Below are 16,409 nucleotides of genomic sequence, written 5' to 3'. Positions count from 1 at the left end.
GACAGCCTGGATACGGTCGAGCTGGTGATGGCGTTCGAGGAGGAGTTCGGGTGCGAGATCCCGGACGATGCCGCCGAGCACATTCTGACCGTCGGCGACGCCGTGAAGTTCCTCGAGAAGAACGCCACGGCAGCGTGACGACCGGCCCGGCTCGAACGGCCGCCGCTCCGGGCCTCCAGGCCCGGACCAGTCGGCGGGTGCCGTTCGGACCGGAACTTTCCGGCGCGTGCCGGCCCCGCGGTGCCCATCATTGCAGGAGCGATGGCGCCGAGAGAGCAGGGCCCGGCCGCGGCGCGAAGGCCGCGAGCAGGCGTACGCTTGAGGGCGCGGGGCTTGTCGACCTCCGCTCTTTGAGGCCGCCGAGAAACCCGCGACGCACGGAGTGCAAGGACCGGCGGAGCATTCACGGGCACCTTTCACGAGCGATGGAACCGACATGAGATCCCTGCGCCGCGTCGTCATCACTGGCCTTGGTCTTGTGACCCCTGTCGGATGCGGGGTCGAGGAATCCTGGAGGAACCTGCTGGCCGGCAAGAGCGGCGCGCGACGCATCGAGGAGTTCGAGGCGTCCGACCTCTCCTGCCAGATCGCGAACTTCGTGCCGCGCGGCCCCACCTCGGAGGGCAAGTTCAATCCCGACGACTGGATGGAGCCCAAGGAGCAGCGCAAGGTCGACGACTTCATCATCTATGCGGTGGCCGCCGCCGACCAGGCGCTTGCCGACGCCGGCTGGAAGGCCGACACCACCGAGAAGCAGGAGGAGACCGGCGTTCTCATCGGCTCGGGCATCGGCGGCCTCTCGGGCATCGCCGACACCTCGATCCTGCTCAAGGAGAAGGGCGCGCGCCGCGTCTCTCCGTTCTTCATCCCCGGCCGCCTGATCAACCTCGCCGGCGGCTACGTCTCGATCAAGCACGACCTCAAGGGTCCGAACCACGCCGTGGTGACGGCCTGCGCAACGGGCACCCACGCCATCGGCGACGCGGCGCGCATCGTTGCGCTCGGCGATGCCGAGGTGATGGTCGCGGGCGGCACCGAGAGCTCGATCTGCCGCATCGGCATGGCCGGCTTCGTCGCCTGCCGCGCACTGTCGACCGGCTTCAACGACCGCCCGACCGAGGCCTCGCGCCCCTACGACAAGGACCGCGATGGCTTCGTGATGGGCGAGGGCGCCGGCGTCGTCGTGCTCGAGAGCCTCGAGCACGCCCAGGCCCGTGGCGCCAAGATCTACGCCGAGGTGATCGGCTACGGCATGTCAGGCGACGCCTATCACATCACGGCGCCCTCGGAGACCGGCGACGGCGCCTTCCGCTGCATGCGCGCCGCGCTCAAGAGCTCGGGCCTCGCGCCGAGCGACATCGACTACATCAACGCGCACGGCACCTCGACGCCCATGGGCGACGAGATCGAGCTCGGCGCCGTCGAGCGTCTGTTCGGCAACACGCAGGCCAAGGTCTCCATGTCGTCGACCAAGTCTTCGATCGGCCACCTCCTGGGCGCCGCCGGCGCCGTCGAGGCGGTCTTCTCGGTGCTCGCGATCCGCGACCAGGTGGCGCCGGCGACGCTGAACCTCGTCAATCCCTCGGTCGAGACCGCCATCGACCTCGTGCCGCTTGAGCCGAGGCAGCGCGAGATCACGACCGTGCTCTCCAACTCGTTCGGCTTCGGCGGCACCAACGCCTCGCTCGTCATGCGCAAAGTGGCCTGAGAGGCGGCGTCTACGCATCGCCGGAGCGGCCCGGCCGGGGTTTTGCCACAATCGCGAGGTCACGTCGGCACGTGACCTCGGACATCCGGTGCGCGAGACGGGACGCGGACGGCCGGAGACGCGAGACGGGAGCTGGTCGATGAGTCAAATGCGGCGCAACGTGCCGCCCACGCTGTCGAGGCGCGAGGGGGTTCGCCCGAGGAGTCCGGCCGAGGCGTTGGAGCCTGGGCGCGCGCCGCCCCGCCCGCACGGGGTCCGCCAGCGCCGCGAATCGCGCGTCATGTCCGGCTTCGCCCGCGTCGTGAGCGGCATCCTCACGGTCCTGCTCATCGTCATGCTGTCCGCGGGTGGCCTGACGCTGCTCATCGGCCACCTTTACAACAAGACCGGCCCGCTGACCGTCAGCCAGACGGTCGTCATCCCCAAGGGCACCAGCTCGAACAAGATCGCCGACGAGCTTGAGGAGGAAGGCGTCGTCTCGAGCCGTTGGGCCTTCATGGTGAACTACCTCGTGCAGAGCCGCATGCACCCCGAGCAGATCTCGCTGAAGCACGGCGAGTACCTGTTCAAGCCGGGCGTCTCGATCCGAGAGGTGATCGAGATCCTCTCCGAGGGCAAGTCCGTCCAGTACAAGGTGACGATCCCCGAAGGCCTCACCAGCCAGCAGATCGTCGAGCGGCTCAAGGGCGAGGAGAACCTGACCGGCGAGGTCACCCAGATTCCCTCCGAGGGCTCGCTGATGCCCGAGACCTACAGCATTGAGAAGGGCATGACGCGCCAGGAGCTCCTGGAGCGCATGCAACTGAAGCAGAAGCAGGTGCTGGCCCGCACCTGGGAGCGCCGCCGCAAGGATCTGCCCTTCAGCACGCCGGAGGAGGCGGTGGTCATGGCCTCCATCATCGAGAAGGAGACCGGCCGCTCTGACGAGCGCGAGCGCATCGCCGGCGTGTTCGTCAACCGCCTCGCCAAGGGCATGCCGCTGCAGTCCGACCCGACCATCCTCTACGGCATCTACGGCGGCGGCGTGCAGTGGGGTAAGCCCATCATGCAGTCTGAGAAGGACACCAAGAACGCGCATAACACATATCAGATCAAGGGCTTGCCGCCGACGCCGATCTGCAACCCCGGCCGTCCCGCGCTGGAGGCGGCGCTCAATCCGTCGGATCACGGCGACCTCTTCTTCGTCGCCGACGGCACCGGCGGCCACATCTTCTCGGCGACCCTCAAGGACCACAACACCGCCGTCGCCAACTGGCGCAAGCTGGAGAAGGAGATGCGCGCCCGCCAGGCCGCAGCGGCCGCCGACAAGGATGGCCCGGCGGAGGCGGCCACGCCCGCGGCGAATCCGGTGACCGAGCTTCCCAATCCGCCGGCCGAGGATGCGGGCACACCAGCCCCGGAGGCAAAGGCGGTGCCGGTCGCGGCGCAGGGCACGAGCCCCCCGTCTGCGGCCACGGCTTCGAGCATCCCCCTGCCGGTAAGGAAGCCGAAGCGCTAAACCCGCAACCGGGGCTTGCGGCCCGCCAAGGGGCCAAGTACGTCTGTCGCGCGGAGATCTCGAGCGTTCCCGCGACCACACCACAGAGCAAGCCCCCGGATACCGACAGCAATGGCCCTGCAGAGCATGACCGGGTTCGCCCGCAGCAACGGCGCCCTCGACGGTACCGCGTGGCATTGGGAGCTGCGCAGCGTCAACAACCGCGGGCTCGATCTGCGCCTGCGCCTGCCGCCCGGCTTCGAGGCGCTGGAGCCGAAGGTCCGCGATCGCATCGCCAAGTCCATCGCGCGCGGCAGCGTCAACGCGAGCCTCAGCGTCACGCGCCGTGCGCGCTCGGGCGAGGTGCGCCTCAATCAGGCCGCCCTCGATCGCGTGCTCGCCATCGCCACCCGCCTGAGCCAGGAGATCGGTGCCGAGACGCCGCGCGTCGAGGCGCTGCTCGGCCTCAAGGGCGTGCTCGACATCGTCGACGACGCCGACAACGAGGACATGGAGGCGGCCGAGCAGGCAGCCGTGCTCGCCGATCTCGAATCCGCGCTCGCAGGCTTGGTCGCGGCGCGTCGTGAGGAGGGCGAGCGCCTGAAGGACGTCCTCGGCCGCCAGATCGACGAGATCGCGCGCCTTGCGGGGATCATTGAGCGCGCGCCGTCCCGCTCCGTCGAGGCCGTGCAGAACCGCCTCGCCGAGCAGGTCGCCCGCCTCGTCGAGACGGGCCAGGGCCTCGATCCGGCACGCCTGCACCAGGAGGCCGTGCTACTCGCGACGCGCGCCGACGTCGAGGAGGAGCTGAAGAGGCTCCACGCCCATGTGGAGGCGGCCCGCGCGCTTCTGCGCGAGGACGGCGCCGTCGGCCGGAAGCTGGATTTCCTGGCGCAGGAGTTCAACCGCGAGGCGAACACGCTGACCTCGAAGGCCGCCGACCAGGAGATCGCGCGCGCGGGCCTCGCGCTCAAGGTGGTGATCGACCAGCTCCGCGAGCAGGTCCAGAACATCGAGTAGCCGAGCACGCCATTCAGCGTCATGGCCGCCGCGCTAGGCGCGAGCGGCTACGACGTGGGAAGGCAACCCAATTCAATCAGACATAAACGCTTCTAGGCTATCCGTTTTCGGCACCCTGGTTTTCCATTTTCGGAAAACATGATCTAACCCGGCGGACACGACGGGGAGGCGAGCATGACGAGCGGAAATCCGAAGATCGAGCGGCGCGGCCTGCTGTTGGTGCTGTCGTCGCCGTCGGGCGCCGGCAAGACTTCGCTCTCCCGCGCGCTCCTGGATACCGACCCGCACATCGCGCTTTCCGTCTCCGTCACCACCCGCAAGCCGCGCCCCGGCGAGGTAGACGGGCGCGACTACTGGTTCGTCGACGAGAAGCGCTTCAAGGCCATGGCCGCGGCGGACGAGCTTCTCGAATGGGCGACCGTGTTCGGCAACTCCTATGGCACGCCGCGCGCGCCGATCGAGCAGGCGATTGCCGAGGGGCGCGACGTCTTGTTTGACATCGATTGGCAAGGCACCCAGCAGCTCTCCGAGCGCATGGCGGGCGACCTCGTGCGTGTGTTCGTGCTGCCACCGTCCGGCGAGGCGCTGGAGGCCCGCCTGCGCCAGCGCGCCCAGGATTCCGACGAGGTGGTGGCCAAGCGCATGGCCGAGGCCTCGTCCGAGATCAGCCACTGGGCCGAGTACGACTACGTGATCGTCAATGCGGATCTGGACGAGAGCAGCGCCGCGCTGCGCGCCATTCTCGCCGCCGAACGCCTGCGCCGCGACCGCATGACGGGTCTGTCCGCCTTCGTGCGCGGCCTCCAGGCCACGCTGACGTAACGGGCGTGATACGCATCGAGCACGAGACGCCGGACCGCGTCGGCGCGATCCGCGCCTTGCATCTCCTCGCACTTCCAACCGCCGGCGAAGCCGATCTCGTGAATCGCCTGCGCCGCGACGGCGATGTCGCCATCTCCCTCGTGGCGGTCGAGGAGAAGGCCGTCGTTGGCCACATCATGGTCTCTCCCATGCGCGCGCCCTTCAAAGCATTCGGTCTGGGCCCGGTCGTCGTTGCGCCTGGCCGGCAGTGGCAAGGCATCGGTACCAGGTTGGTCAGGAGCGGTCTGGAGCAGGCGAGAGCAGAGGGATGGGAGGCGGTCCTCGTCGTCGGCGATCCTGGCTATTACGGCCGGTTCGGATTCAGCGCCGCGGCGGCAGGCGGTTTTGCATCGCACTATGCGGGCCCGTATTTCATGGCGCTCTCGCTTTGCGGGAGCGAGCTTCCCGTCCGCACCGGCAGCGTGGACTACGCCCCGGCGTTCGGCGATCTCGAATAGGGATCGTAAGGAACCAGCCTACGGCAGCTCGCGCGCGTAGCTGATGACCGACAGGAAGCGGATCGGCAGCTTGACCAGCTCCTCCGGCCCGTGCGGCGCGTCCGCATCGAAGAACAGGCTGTCACCGGGCTTCATCGGATAAAGCTTGTCCGCGTGCCGATAGACCACCTGCCCTTCGAGGACGTAGATGAGCTCGAGCCCTGAGTGCTGGAATAACGGGAACACGTCCGATTCCTCGGTCAGCGTAATGAGATAGGGCTCCACCACCACGCCGCCTGCGACGCCGCCGGTATGCCCGAGAAGCTGGTACTGGTGCCCCGCGCGCGTGCCGCGCCGCTCGATCAGGAGCCCCTGTCCGGCCGAGACGAACACGGCGTCACGCCGTTCCTCGAAGCGCCGGAACAACGCCGTGACCGGCACGCCCAGCGCCTTCGAAAGCCGCTGCAGCGTTGTCAGCGATGCGCTGGTGACGCCGGTCTCGATCTTGGACAGCATGCCGAGCGAGAGCCCAGCCGCCTTGGCGAGGTCGGAAGCCGTGATGCCGAGCTTGTTGCGGAAGGCACGGACCTCGCGGCCGATGGCCACTTCCAGCATGCTGTCGCGCGCGCCCTGCAGCGCGTGCGGATCCTGCTCCTTGGCCGAAACGGTCTGGAGGACGTCGGAAAACTCCTCAGACGTCAAGAGCTTACGGCGCTCCTGCTCGATGGTGTCATCGGTCGACGCTGCCTCGGCCTTGACCGCGCTCTTCACAGGGCTTCCGGATTTTGGGTTCATGCGCCCCTTGCTCTGAAAATCGTGAGATCCGCCTCAAAAATCCCGCGCCTGAGCGCGGATGACGGCGCCAAGAGAGAAATCGAGAGGTGCAAGACCGTCCAGGAAAACAGGCGCCGTCCGAGCCTTGCCGTTGCATCGAACCATGACCGAACAGGTTTTGGCAATGACGCGGGACAAAGACCGCCGGAAAACAGTGCGCTTCCGAGCCCCGCACGCCCTTTCGCGGGTCACGTAGCCGGCGCGCCAACCAAGTATCCTCAGGAAACATACCGAAAGGCCATGGTGCGGCTGGCCCTGCCTAAGGCGTAAGTGCCGGCCTATGCAGGCAACCGGCCGGCGTCCCCAAACACTGCCCTGAGAATGCGCTGTGGGATGCTGAAATATAAGGCAAAAGCCAGGTGAAGCATTCCTATCTAGAAATATTTATTCACACCGATAAAATCAGCCACGGATCCCGGCGGCCCCGATCGCCTCATTGCTCAATCGATAATCAATCTGCTGCCCATCTGCACGGCGCCCCTTGACTCTCGGCGTCATGTTGCCGCAGTTTTCCGCTGGTCAAATATTCTTTCAGCACAGTCAACTCAGAAAATCGTACGGGGGAACACCCATGGGAACCAACATCGACGCTCTAAACGTCGTTTTCACGGAGTTCTACTACTGGGTCACAGTGGTCTTCATGTTTCTGATCCACATCGGGTTCTGCATGTACGAGGTGGGCGTCAGCCGGCAGCGCAACCACCTTCACACGCTGATGAAGAGCACGATGCTGATCCCGCTGGTCACCATCACCTTCTTCTTCTTCGGCTGGTGGATCTACTTCGCCTTCCAGAATGGCCCTTGGATCACCGGCGACCTCATCTCGGCCCCTCAGGCTGAGCCGTGGAACGCGCTCATGGGCACGCACCTGTCGGGCCCGAGCCCGAACCTCGGTGTCGACGCCGACCAGGCAGCGCTCTGGCATCGTTTGAACGGCGTGTTCTGGGCGGCGTTCCTGCTCTTCTCGTGGACGGCAGCCTCGATCGTCTCGGGCGCCCTCATCGAGCGCATCCGCTCGGGTGCATTCTGGATCCTTGCCGTCGTGATCGGCTCCTTCACCTGGATCATCGACGCCGCCTGGGGCTGGAGCTCCCAGGGTTGGATGGTCAAGCTGCTCGGCTACCACGACGCCTATGCGTCGGGCGTGATCCACGCCATTGCCGGCGGCTTTGCGCTGGGCGTTCTGATCGTGCTCGGCCCGCGCATCGGCAAGTTCCGGGCCGACGGCACGGCGCGGGACATCCCGCCGCGCAACCCCTGGCTGGTCACCATCGGCCTGTTCCTGATCTATACCGGCTTCTGGGGCTTCTACGCGGCCTGCAACGTACCGCTGATCAACCCAGCCGCCATTGCCGGCCAGATCACCGGCGAGACGTGGACCGCAACCAACATCTACCTCACGCCGACAACCCTGAGCGCGATCACCTTCAACTTCCTGATGTCGCTCTCGGGCGGGCTTATGACGGCTTACATCATCTCCAAAGGTGATCCGTTCTGGACCTACTCGGGCGGCCTCGCCGGCATCATCTGCGCATCCGCCGGCAACGACCTCTATCATCCCATCCAGGCCATGTTCCTCGGCGTGATCGGCGCATTGGTGGCGTATAAGATGCACTACTTCGCCGAGCGCCGCTTCAAGCTCGACGACGCAGTGGGCGCTGTGGCCGTGCACGGCTACGCCGGCTTTGTCGGTGTCGTTCTTGCTGGTTTCATGCTGTGGGGACAGCCGTCCTCGCCGTATGAGGGCTTTGCCGCCATCAACCCGCTCGGCAATTTCATCGGCGCGTTGATCATGTTCTTCGTGCTGGGCTTCTTCCCGGGTCTCATCGTCGCCGTGATCCTGAACATGTTCGGGCTTCTGCGTGTGCCGCGCGACGTCGAGCTGATGGGCCTCGACTTCTCGACCGAGGAAGCTCGCCGGGCGGCGATGCTGGAGGTGCAGGCCGCCGAGAAGGCTGCGTATAACGGCAACGGACGCTGACGAGAGACCCCGCAGGCGGGGGCGTCATAGGTCCCCGCCTGCCGAGCAGCAGATCAAGCCTCACGAGGAGACAAGGACATGTCGACCAACGGAATCACGAGCTGGGCAGTCGATCTCAAGGATGTCGGTGCGATCTACCCGTTTCAGGGCACGGAGGTGATCCTGGTGATCGCCGGCGTCGCGTTCTGGATTCTGTGGCACATCGTGCAGATGCGCCAGGAAGGGGCGGACCTCCGCTACGACGAGCAGCACGCCAACAAGAAGCAGCTCATCGAGCAGGCCATCGACGAATACTGACGGCCGCGGTCGTCGCGGAGACGGAAGGCGCGGCTTAGCTGCCGCGCCTTTTTCGTCACGGATCTTGCATTCCAAACCGAGCACGCTGGCTGGCCGCGGCCGAGCGGTCCGCACGACGGATCAGCGCGGCGATGGCCCTTCGCGAGGTCATTCCGCATCCGCCCCGCGCTATCCTCTCAGGAAAACTTTATTCGTGACAGTTGAACTATGGCAGGGCTGCTGCTAAGGTCTTGTCCACAACGGGTGAGGGAATAAGGACGCAAGACCATGTGTGGAATTGTGGGACTGTTCATCAAGGACAAGGCCCTGGAGCCGCGGCTGGGCGAGCTGACGGCCGGCATGCTGGCGACAATGTGTGAGCGCGGTCCGGATTCGGCGGGTTTCGCCGTCTACGGCGCGCCCAAGTCCGGCAAGGCCAAGATCACGCTGCAGTCCCCCAACCCCGAAAAGGATTTCGCGAGCCTTGCCAAGGCCGTCGAGCACGAGATCGACGGCAAGGCGAAGCTCGACGTCAAGTCCACGCACGCAGTCCTGACATGCCCGGCCGACAAGGCCGAGGCCGCGCGCCAGGCGATCCGCACGGGCTTCCCCGGCGTGCGCATCATGGGCTCGGGCGAGGCCATCGAGATCTACAAGGAGGTCGGCCGGCCGACTGACGTCGCCAAGCAGTTCGACCTCGCCAAGATGAAGGGCACGCACGCCATCGGCCACACGCGCATGGCGACCGAGAGCGCGGTCACCACGCTCGGCGCGCATCCATTCTCGACCGGCACCGACCAGTGCCTCGTGCACAATGGCTCGCTGTCGAACCACAACAACCTGCGCCGCGAGCTGAAGCACGACGGCATGACCTTCGAGACCGAGAACGATAGCGAGGTCGCCGCCGCCTATCTCACGTGGCGCATGAACCAGGGGCTCAACCTGGGCCAGGCGCTCGAGAAGGGCCTCGAGGACCTGGACGGTTTCTTCACCTTCGTCGTTGGCACCAAGAACGGCTTCGGCGTCGTGCGCGATCCCATCGCCTGCAAGCCGGCCGTGCTCGCCGAGACCGACCAGTACGTCGCCTTCGGTTCCGAGTATCGCGCCCTTGCCGGCCTCCCCGGCATCGAGAAGGCCAAGGTCTGGGAGCCCGAGCCCGCCACCGTCTACTTCTGGGAGCGTTGATGGCATGAGATCGATCGATCTTGAGAAGACACCGCTCCGCGAACTGAACGAGAGCCTGCACCAGCTCAAGGATGGCACCAACGAGACCGAATGGGAGGTGCTCAATCCGCGCGGCCAGCACGCCGTCGCGGTCGGCATCGACGCCCCCGTGACGGTCACCATCCGCGGTCCCGTCGGTTACTACTGCGCCGGCATGAATAAGCAGGCGACGGTCGTCGTGCACGGCTCGGCCGGCCCCGGCACGGCCGAGAACATGATGTCGGGCAAGGTCATCGTGAAGGGCGACGCCAGCCAATACGCCGGCGCCACCGGTCGCGGGGGGCTGCTGCTGATCGAGGGCAACGCGTCCTCGCGCTGCGGCATCTCGATGAAGGGCATCGACATCGTGGTCAAGGGCAACATCGGCCACATGTCGGCCTTCATGGCGCAGACCGGCAACCTCGTCGTGCTCGGCGATGCGGGCGACGCGCTCGGCGACTCGATCTACGAGGCCCGCCTCTTCGTGCGCGGCTCGGTGAAGAGCCTCGGCGCCGACTGCATCGAGAAGGAGATGCGCACCGAGCATCACGACGCCCTGTCGGCGCTTCTGAAAAAGGCCGGCGTCAACGGCGTCAAGACATCGGAGTTCAAGCGCTACGGCTCCGCGCGCAAGCTCTATAACTTCAACATCGACAACGCGGACGCCTACTGATGAGCTACCAGAATCCGCCGACAACGCCCCGCAAGTCCTCGACCTTCGATGACTACACCCTGTCCGAGATCCGCCGCGCTGCGCAGACCGGCATCTACGACATCCGCGGCGGCGGCGCCAAGCGCAAGGTCCCGCACTTCGACGACTTGCTCTTCCTCGGCGCCTCCATGTCGCGCTATCCGCTCGAGGGCTACCGCGAGCGCTGCTCGACGGCCGTCACGCTCGGCACGCGCTACGCCAAGAAGCCGATCGAGCTCAAGATCCCGATCACTATCGCCGGCATGAGCTTCGGCTCGCTCTCCGCCAACGCCAAGGAGGCGCTGGGGCGCGGCGCGACGCTGGCCGGCACCTCGACCACCACCGGCGACGGCGGCATGACGCCCGAGGAGCGCGGCCAGTCGAAGACGCTGGTCTACCAGTACCTGCCGTCGCGCTACGGCATGAACCCCGACGATCTCAGAAAGGCCGACGCCATCGAGGTCGTGGTCGGTCAGGGGGCCAAGCCCGGCGGCGGCGGCATGCTGCTCGGCCAGAAGATCTCCGACCGCGTCGCCGAGATGCGCACGCTGCCCAAGGGCATCGACCAGCGCTCGGCCTGCCGCCATCCCGACTGGACCGGCCCCGACGACCTCGAGATCAAGATCCTCGAGCTGCGCGAGATCACCGACTGGGAGAAGCCGATCTACATCAAGGTCGGCGGCGCACGTCCCTACTATGACGTCGCCCTCGCCGTGAAGGCCGGCGCCGACGTCGTCGTTGTCGACGGCATGCAGGGCGGCACGGCGGCGACGCAGGAGGTGTTTATCGAGCACATCGGCCAGCCGACGCTGGCCTGCATCCGTCCCGCCGTGCAGGCATTGCAGGACCTCGGCATGCACCGGAAGGTGCAGCTCATCGTCTCGGGCGGCATCAGGAACGGCGCCGACTGCGCCAAGGCGCTGGCGCTCGGCGCCGACGCGGTCTCAATCGGCACCGCGGCGCTCATCGCTCTCGGCGACAACGATCCCGCATTAGAAGGCGAGTACCAGAAGCTCAACACCACGGCCGGCGCCTACGACGACTGGCACGAGGGACGCGATCCGGCCGGCATCACCACGCAGGACCCGGATTTGTCCGAGCGCCTCGATCCGGTGCGTGCCGGCCGCCGCCTCGCCAACTATCTCAAGGTCATGACTCTCGAGCTGCAGACCATCGCGCGCGCGGCAGGGCACAACCACATCCACAACCTCGAGCCGGAGGATCTCTGCGCGCTCACTATCGAGGCCGCCGCCATGGCGCGCGTGCCGCTGGCAGGAACGAGCTGGATACCCGGGCAGGACAAACTTTAGACCGTCTTCCTCCCGGGCCGCTCTCGGCCCGGGGAAACTCAATTCTTCGATCTCAGAAAAAATAAAGAGAGAAGAATTTCTAGGGGAAACGTCAACCCGAGCGTGGGGAAAGAATAGGTATGTCCAACGACCTGGCTCAAGTCGCGAAAGAGCGCGGCATCCGCTACTTCATGATTTCATTTACGGACCTCTTCGGCTTTCAGCGGGCCAAGCTGGTGCCGGCGGCGGCCATCGGCGAGATCCAGAAAGACGGTGCGGGCTTCGCGGGCTTTGCGACCTGGCTCGACATGACCCCGGCGCATCCCGACATGCTCGGCATGGCCGATCCCTCGGGCCTGATCCAGCTCCCCTGGAAGCCCGAGGTGGCCTGGGTGCCCGCCGATTGCGTGATGGAGGACAAGCACGTCGAGCAGTCGCCGCGCGTTGTCCTGAAGAAAGTCATCGCCAAGGCGGCCGAGCGGGGCTTGCGCATCAAGACCGGCGTCGAGTGCGAGTTCTTCCTCATCAACGCCGACGGCACGGCCATCTCGGATGCCCAGGATCAGGCATCGAAGCCCTGCTACGACCAGCAGGCGCTGATGCGCCGCTACGACGTCATCGCCGAGATCTGCGACTACATGCTGGAGCTCGGTTGGGGTCCCTACCAGAACGATCACGAGGATGCCAACGGCCAGTTCGAGATGAACTGGGCCTTCGACGACGCGCTCATCACCGCCGACCGCCACTCGTTCTTCAAGTTCATGGTGAAGTCGGTCGCCGAGAAGCATGGCCTGCGCGCGACCTTCATGCCGAAGCCCTTCTCGAACCTCACCGGCAACGGCTGCCATGCGCACATCTCCGTCTGGGATGCGGCCGGCAAGACGAACAAGTTCTACGACGAGACCGACGAGATGGGCCTCTCCAAGGAGGGCTACAATTTCCTCGGCGGCATCATGCAGCACGCCGAGGCATTGGCTGCCATCACCAACCCGACGGTCAACTCCTACAAGCGCATCAACGCGCCGCGCACGCTCTCCGGCGCCACCTGGTCCCCGAACAGCGTCACCTGGACCGGCAACAACCGCACCCACATGGTGCGCGTGCCGGGCAAAGGCCGCTTCGAGCTGCGCCTCCCCGACGGCTCGGCCAACCCCTACCTGCTGCAGGCCGTCATCATCGCCGCGGGCGTCGACGGCATCGAGCGCAACGCGCACCCCGGCAAGCGCCTCGACATCGACATGTACCAGGACGGGCACACCGTGAAGGATGCCCCCAAGCTGCCGCTGAACCTGCTCGACGCCATCCGCAGCTTCGACAAGGACGCGACATTGAAGCAAACCCTGGGCGAGGAGTTCGCGCAGGCCTACGTCAAGCTCAAGACCAACGAGTGGAACAGCTACGCCACCCACTTCACGCAGTGGGAGCGCGAGCACACGCTGGACATCTGAGAGATCGGCAGCGGGCACCAGAACGCCGGCAGCAGGGCACATGTTCCGCTGCCGGCTCGTTTCCGTCCTTTGCTGCCCGTTGCCTGCCGCCCGCTGCCTGTCTATAGCCATGCCGGAGCGATGCGGCAGGCAACAGGGACATCATGAACGGCGGCGCACGGCGTCTCGCAATACTGGCCGGAGGCGGCGGCCTGCCGCGTGAGATCGCCGACAGCGCCGCGTCGCGCGGGCTGCCGGTCTCCGTCGTCGCCCTCGACGGCGAGGCGGACGCCGATTTCGGCCCGCACGCCGTGACCGTCGTCAACTGGGGCCAGATCGGCGCCATGATCCGCGCGCTGAAGGCGGCCCGCGCCACCGACCTCGTCATCGTCGGCCGCGTGCATCGCCCCGAGCTCAAGGGGCTGAAGCCCGACCTGGGGCTCTTCCGCTACCTGCCCAAGATCATACGCATCGTGGCCGCGGGCGGCGACGACAGCGTGCTGCGCCGCGTGGTGCGCTTCTTCGAGCAGCAGGGGTTGAAGGTCATCGGACCCGGCGAGGCGGCACCCGAGCTGGTCATCGGCAAGGGGCCGATGGGCGCCGCGCGCTCCGGCACCGCCGAGCACAGCGACATCGCCAAGGGGCTCGCGCTGATCCGCGCGCTCGGTCCCTACGACATCGGCCAGAGCGTCATCGTCGCCGACGGTCGCATCGTCGCCGTGGAAGGCGCGGAAGGAACCGACCGCATGATTGCGCGCGCCGCTGCCGCACGCGCCAAGGAGAGCAGCACCGCACGCGGCGTTCTGGTCAAGCGCTCGAAGCCGAGCCAGGATCTGCGCGTCGACATGCCGGCCATCGGTCCCGCTACCGTCGACGGCGCGCGCACGGCGGGGCTCGCCGGCATCGCCGTCGAGGCGGGAAAGGTGTTGGTCGCAGATCGCGCGCAGACGCTCGCCCGCGCCGATCAGGCACAGATCTTCGTCGAGGGCGTCGAGGATAGCGAGACGCACGGCGCGCCGCGCCGCTTCGATCCGCGCACCGTCACCATGCCGTTCCGCACGCTCGGCCGCGTCGCGCCGGAGACGCATGCCACCCGCGACGCCATCAAGGCCGTGACCGCGCTCGACGCGCTGACGCCGTTCGCCATCGGACGCGCGGCCGTCGTCGTGCGCAACCACGTGCTGGCGGTGGAGTCCGGCGACGAGGGCGTCGATGCAACCCTTGCGCGCGCCGCCGGTCTGCGCCAGTGGGCGAGCCTGACGCACCGCCGTCGCGGCGTCGCGGCGCTGAGGACGCCGGACGATCTGACGCCCGCTGTCATAACGCATGTCGCATCTGCGGGTTATGCTGGCATCGCCATCGCCGATGCGCCCACGGAGCCCGAAGGCAGCATGAAGGACAGCATCGCGGCTGCCGACAAGGCAGGTCTCTTCGTCCTGCTGCGTGTCGGCAACGGAAGAGGCGGTCCATGAGCGCTGAGCCCACCGACACCGACGAGGTACGCCTGTTCCTCGTCGCCGGCGAGCACTCGGGCGACGCGCTTGGCGCCAAGCTGATTGCCGCCCTGCGCCGCCGCCTCGGGAGCCGACTCCGCCTCGCCGGCGTCGGCGGCGCCGGCATGGAGGCTCAGGACGGGTTCGTCTCGGACTTCCCCATGTCCGAGATCGCGGTCATGGGGCCCCTGTCGATCCTTCGCCATTTGCCGCGCATCGTGCGCCGCGTCTATGCAACGGTCGACAGGGCCATCGCCTTCGACCCGCACGCGGTGGTCATCATCGACAGCCCCGAGTTCACGCACCCGATTGCCAAGCGCATCCGGAAGCGCCGTCCCGACATCCCGATCATCGACTATGTGAGTCCCAGCGTGTGGGCCTGGAGGCCGGGCCGCGCGCGCAAGATGCACCCCTACGTCGATCATATCCTCGGCATCCTGCCGTTCGAGCCCGAGGCGCACGTCCGCCTCGGCGGGCCTCCGTGCAGCTACGTCGGCCACGCGCTGGCCGAGCGCCTGGGCTGGCTGAACGCACTCGACCCCGAGCCGCTGCGCACGCGGCTCGGCCTCGATCCCGCGCGCCCTGTCGTCGTCGTGCTGCCGGGCAGCCGGTCGTCGGAAGTCGGCCGCCTGATGGAGCCCTTCGGCGACACGCTGCGCGTCCTCGTGGAGCGCAGGATGGAGCCTGAGGTCGTCGTGCCGTGCGTGTCGCATGTGCGTGCCTTGATCGAGCGCGGCCGGCGTACATGGCCGTTGCCAGCCCATATCGTCGAGGGTGAGGAGGATAAGTTCCGCGCCTTCAAGCTCGCGCGGGCGGCGCTTGCCGCGTCGGGGACGGTGACGCTCGAGCTGGCGATGGCCGGCACGCCGATGGTGGTCGCCTACCGCGTCGATCCGCTGGCGGCCCCGTTCCTGCGCCGCATGATCAAGGCGCCGACGACGGTGCTCGCGAACCTCGTGCTCGGCGAAAACGCCTTTCCGGAGTTCCACCAGGAGAAGAGCACGCCGGAGAGCCTGGCCAATGCGCTGCAGCCGCTTCTGACGGACACGCCTGAGCGCCGTGCGCAATGCGCGGCGCTCGCGCGCGTTCCGGATCTCATGCATTTCGAAGGCGGGAGCCCCAGCGAGGCCGCCGCCGACATCGTGCTCGACTATGCCTTGAGGCGCAGGGTGCGAGGGGGTTGACGTCGCGTCGGTGGCGTGGCGCAACCTCTCCCCGTTGGGAAAAGGTCGGAAGCAATCGCCAGATTGCTTCCGGGTAGGGGCGGACACGTGGCGAACGTGGAGCTCCTTCACCCCCCCGGCTTCGGGAACGAACGGCGCGCGGGCCCGATGTAGAGCTGGCGCGGGCGGCCGATGCGCTGCTCGGGATCCTCGATCATCTCCTTCCACTGGGCGATCCAGCCCACGGTGCGAGCCACGGCAAACAGCACCGTGAACATGGAGACCGGGAAGCCCATCGCGCGCAGCGTGATGCCCGAATAGAAGTCGATGTTGGGATAGAGCTTCTTCTCGACGAAGTAGTCGTCCTGCAGCGCGATGCGCTCGAGCTCCATGGCCACGGCGAGCAGCGGCTCGTTGCGCTTGTCGAGCTCGTCGAGCACCTGGTGCGCGGTCTTCTGCATCACCTTGGCGCGCGGATCGTAGTTCTTGTACACGCGGTGGCCGAAGCCCATCAGTCGGAACCCGCTCGTCTTGTCCTTGGCCTTCTTG

General features: G+C 66.8%; 16 protein-coding genes. 14 read left to right on the top strand and 2 right to left on the bottom strand.

Annotated features, from left to right (window positions below):
• The 6 genes from IT540_RS05265 to IT540_RS05240 form a co-directional block, all read left to right on the top strand.
• Positions 1 to 138: acyl carrier protein (locus IT540_RS05265; RefSeq protein WP_291174203.1), on the top strand; the 138-nt coding region annotated here is incomplete at its 5' end.
• A 307-nt stretch (positions 139 to 445) separates the two neighbouring features.
• A complete protein-coding gene (fabF, locus tag IT540_RS05260; protein ID WP_291174201.1) occupies positions 446 to 1,708 on the top strand; it encodes a beta-ketoacyl-ACP synthase II in 1,263 nt (420 codons plus the stop codon).
• 139 nt (positions 1,709 to 1,847) lie between these two features.
• On the top strand, positions 1,848 to 3,206 hold the full coding sequence (gene mltG / locus IT540_RS05255) for an endolytic transglycosylase MltG (RefSeq protein WP_291174199.1): 1,359 nt from the start codon (positions 1,848 to 1,850) through the stop codon (positions 3,204 to 3,206).
• A gap of 111 nt (positions 3,207 to 3,317) precedes the next feature.
• On the top strand, positions 3,318 to 4,205 hold the full coding sequence (locus tag IT540_RS05250) for a YicC/YloC family endoribonuclease (RefSeq protein WP_291174198.1): 888 nt from the start codon (positions 3,318 to 3,320) through the stop codon (positions 4,203 to 4,205).
• A gap of 174 nt (positions 4,206 to 4,379) precedes the next feature.
• A complete protein-coding gene (gmk, locus tag IT540_RS05245) occupies positions 4,380 to 5,027 on the top strand; it encodes a guanylate kinase (RefSeq protein ID WP_291174196.1) in 648 nt (215 codons plus the stop codon).
• Between the two features lie 5 nt (positions 5,028 to 5,032).
• Positions 5,033 to 5,524, top strand: a complete 492-nt coding sequence (locus tag IT540_RS05240) for an N-acetyltransferase (protein WP_291174194.1) — start codon at positions 5,033 to 5,035, stop codon at positions 5,522 to 5,524.
• Between the two features lie 18 nt (positions 5,525 to 5,542).
• Here IT540_RS05240 and IT540_RS05235 read toward each other — a convergent pair whose 3' ends face one another.
• Positions 5,543 to 6,298 carry an XRE family transcriptional regulator gene (locus IT540_RS05235; RefSeq protein WP_291174192.1) on the bottom strand — a complete coding sequence of 252 codons (756 nt, stop codon included), beginning with the start codon at positions 6,296 to 6,298 and terminating at the stop codon, positions 5,543 to 5,545.
• Positions 6,299 to 6,908: 610 nt separating this feature from the next.
• On the opposite strand from IT540_RS05235, the gene IT540_RS05230 reads away from it, so the two are divergent.
• The 8 genes from IT540_RS05230 (at position 6,909) to lpxB (ending at position 15,881) form a co-directional block, all read left to right on the top strand.
• Positions 6,909 to 8,318 carry an ammonium transporter gene (locus tag IT540_RS05230; protein ID WP_291174190.1) on the top strand — a complete coding sequence of 470 codons (1,410 nt, stop codon included), beginning with the start codon at positions 6,909 to 6,911 and terminating at the stop codon, positions 8,316 to 8,318.
• 78 nt (positions 8,319 to 8,396) lie between these two features.
• Complete coding sequence (locus IT540_RS05225; protein ID WP_291174188.1) at positions 8,397 to 8,615, top strand: hypothetical protein; 219 nt, start codon at positions 8,397 to 8,399, stop codon at positions 8,613 to 8,615.
• A 267-nt stretch (positions 8,616 to 8,882) separates the two neighbouring features.
• The gene (locus IT540_RS05220) at positions 8,883 to 9,779 is read left to right on the top strand and encodes a glutamine amidotransferase family protein (RefSeq protein ID WP_291174186.1); all 897 of its coding nucleotides are present in this window, start codon (positions 8,883 to 8,885) and stop codon (positions 9,777 to 9,779) included.
• A gap of 4 nt (positions 9,780 to 9,783) precedes the next feature.
• On the top strand, positions 9,784 to 10,470 hold the full coding sequence (locus IT540_RS05215) for a GXGXG domain-containing protein (RefSeq protein ID WP_291174184.1): 687 nt from the start codon (positions 9,784 to 9,786) through the stop codon (positions 10,468 to 10,470).
• Entirely contained in the window at positions 10,470 to 11,798 is a 1,329-nt protein-coding gene (locus IT540_RS05210; RefSeq protein ID WP_291174182.1) for an FMN-binding glutamate synthase family protein, read from the top strand. Before IT540_RS05215 ends, IT540_RS05210 begins: the two co-directional genes overlap by 1 nt.
• A gap of 119 nt (positions 11,799 to 11,917) precedes the next feature.
• Positions 11,918 to 13,225: a type III glutamate--ammonia ligase gene (glnT, locus tag IT540_RS05205; protein WP_291174180.1), complete on the top strand. Its 1,308-nt coding sequence runs from the start codon at positions 11,918 to 11,920 to the stop codon at positions 13,223 to 13,225.
• A 143-nt stretch (positions 13,226 to 13,368) separates the two neighbouring features.
• Positions 13,369 to 14,676, top strand: coding sequence for a UDP-2,3-diacylglucosamine diphosphatase LpxI (lpxI, locus tag IT540_RS05200; RefSeq protein WP_291174178.1), 1,308 nt, complete (start codon positions 13,369 to 13,371; stop codon positions 14,674 to 14,676).
• Positions 14,673 to 15,881: a lipid-A-disaccharide synthase gene (gene lpxB / locus IT540_RS05195; protein ID WP_291174176.1), complete on the top strand. Its 1,209-nt coding sequence runs from the start codon at positions 14,673 to 14,675 to the stop codon at positions 15,879 to 15,881. The genes lpxI and lpxB overlap by 4 nt, the downstream gene beginning before the upstream one ends.
• A 107-nt stretch (positions 15,882 to 15,988) precedes the next feature.
• Here the strand turns inward: lpxB and IT540_RS05190 are convergent.
• Positions 15,989 to 16,409: citrate/2-methylcitrate synthase (locus tag IT540_RS05190; protein ID WP_291174174.1), on the bottom strand; the 421-nt coding region annotated here is incomplete at its 5' end.

Source organism: Hyphomicrobium sp. (genome assembly GCF_020852195.1).
Lineage (GTDB): Bacteria > Pseudomonadota > Alphaproteobacteria > Rhizobiales > Hyphomicrobiaceae > Hyphomicrobium_C.
Note: the sequence above shows the minus strand (reverse complement) of the source record. Positions and strands in the feature narration are given on the sequence as shown.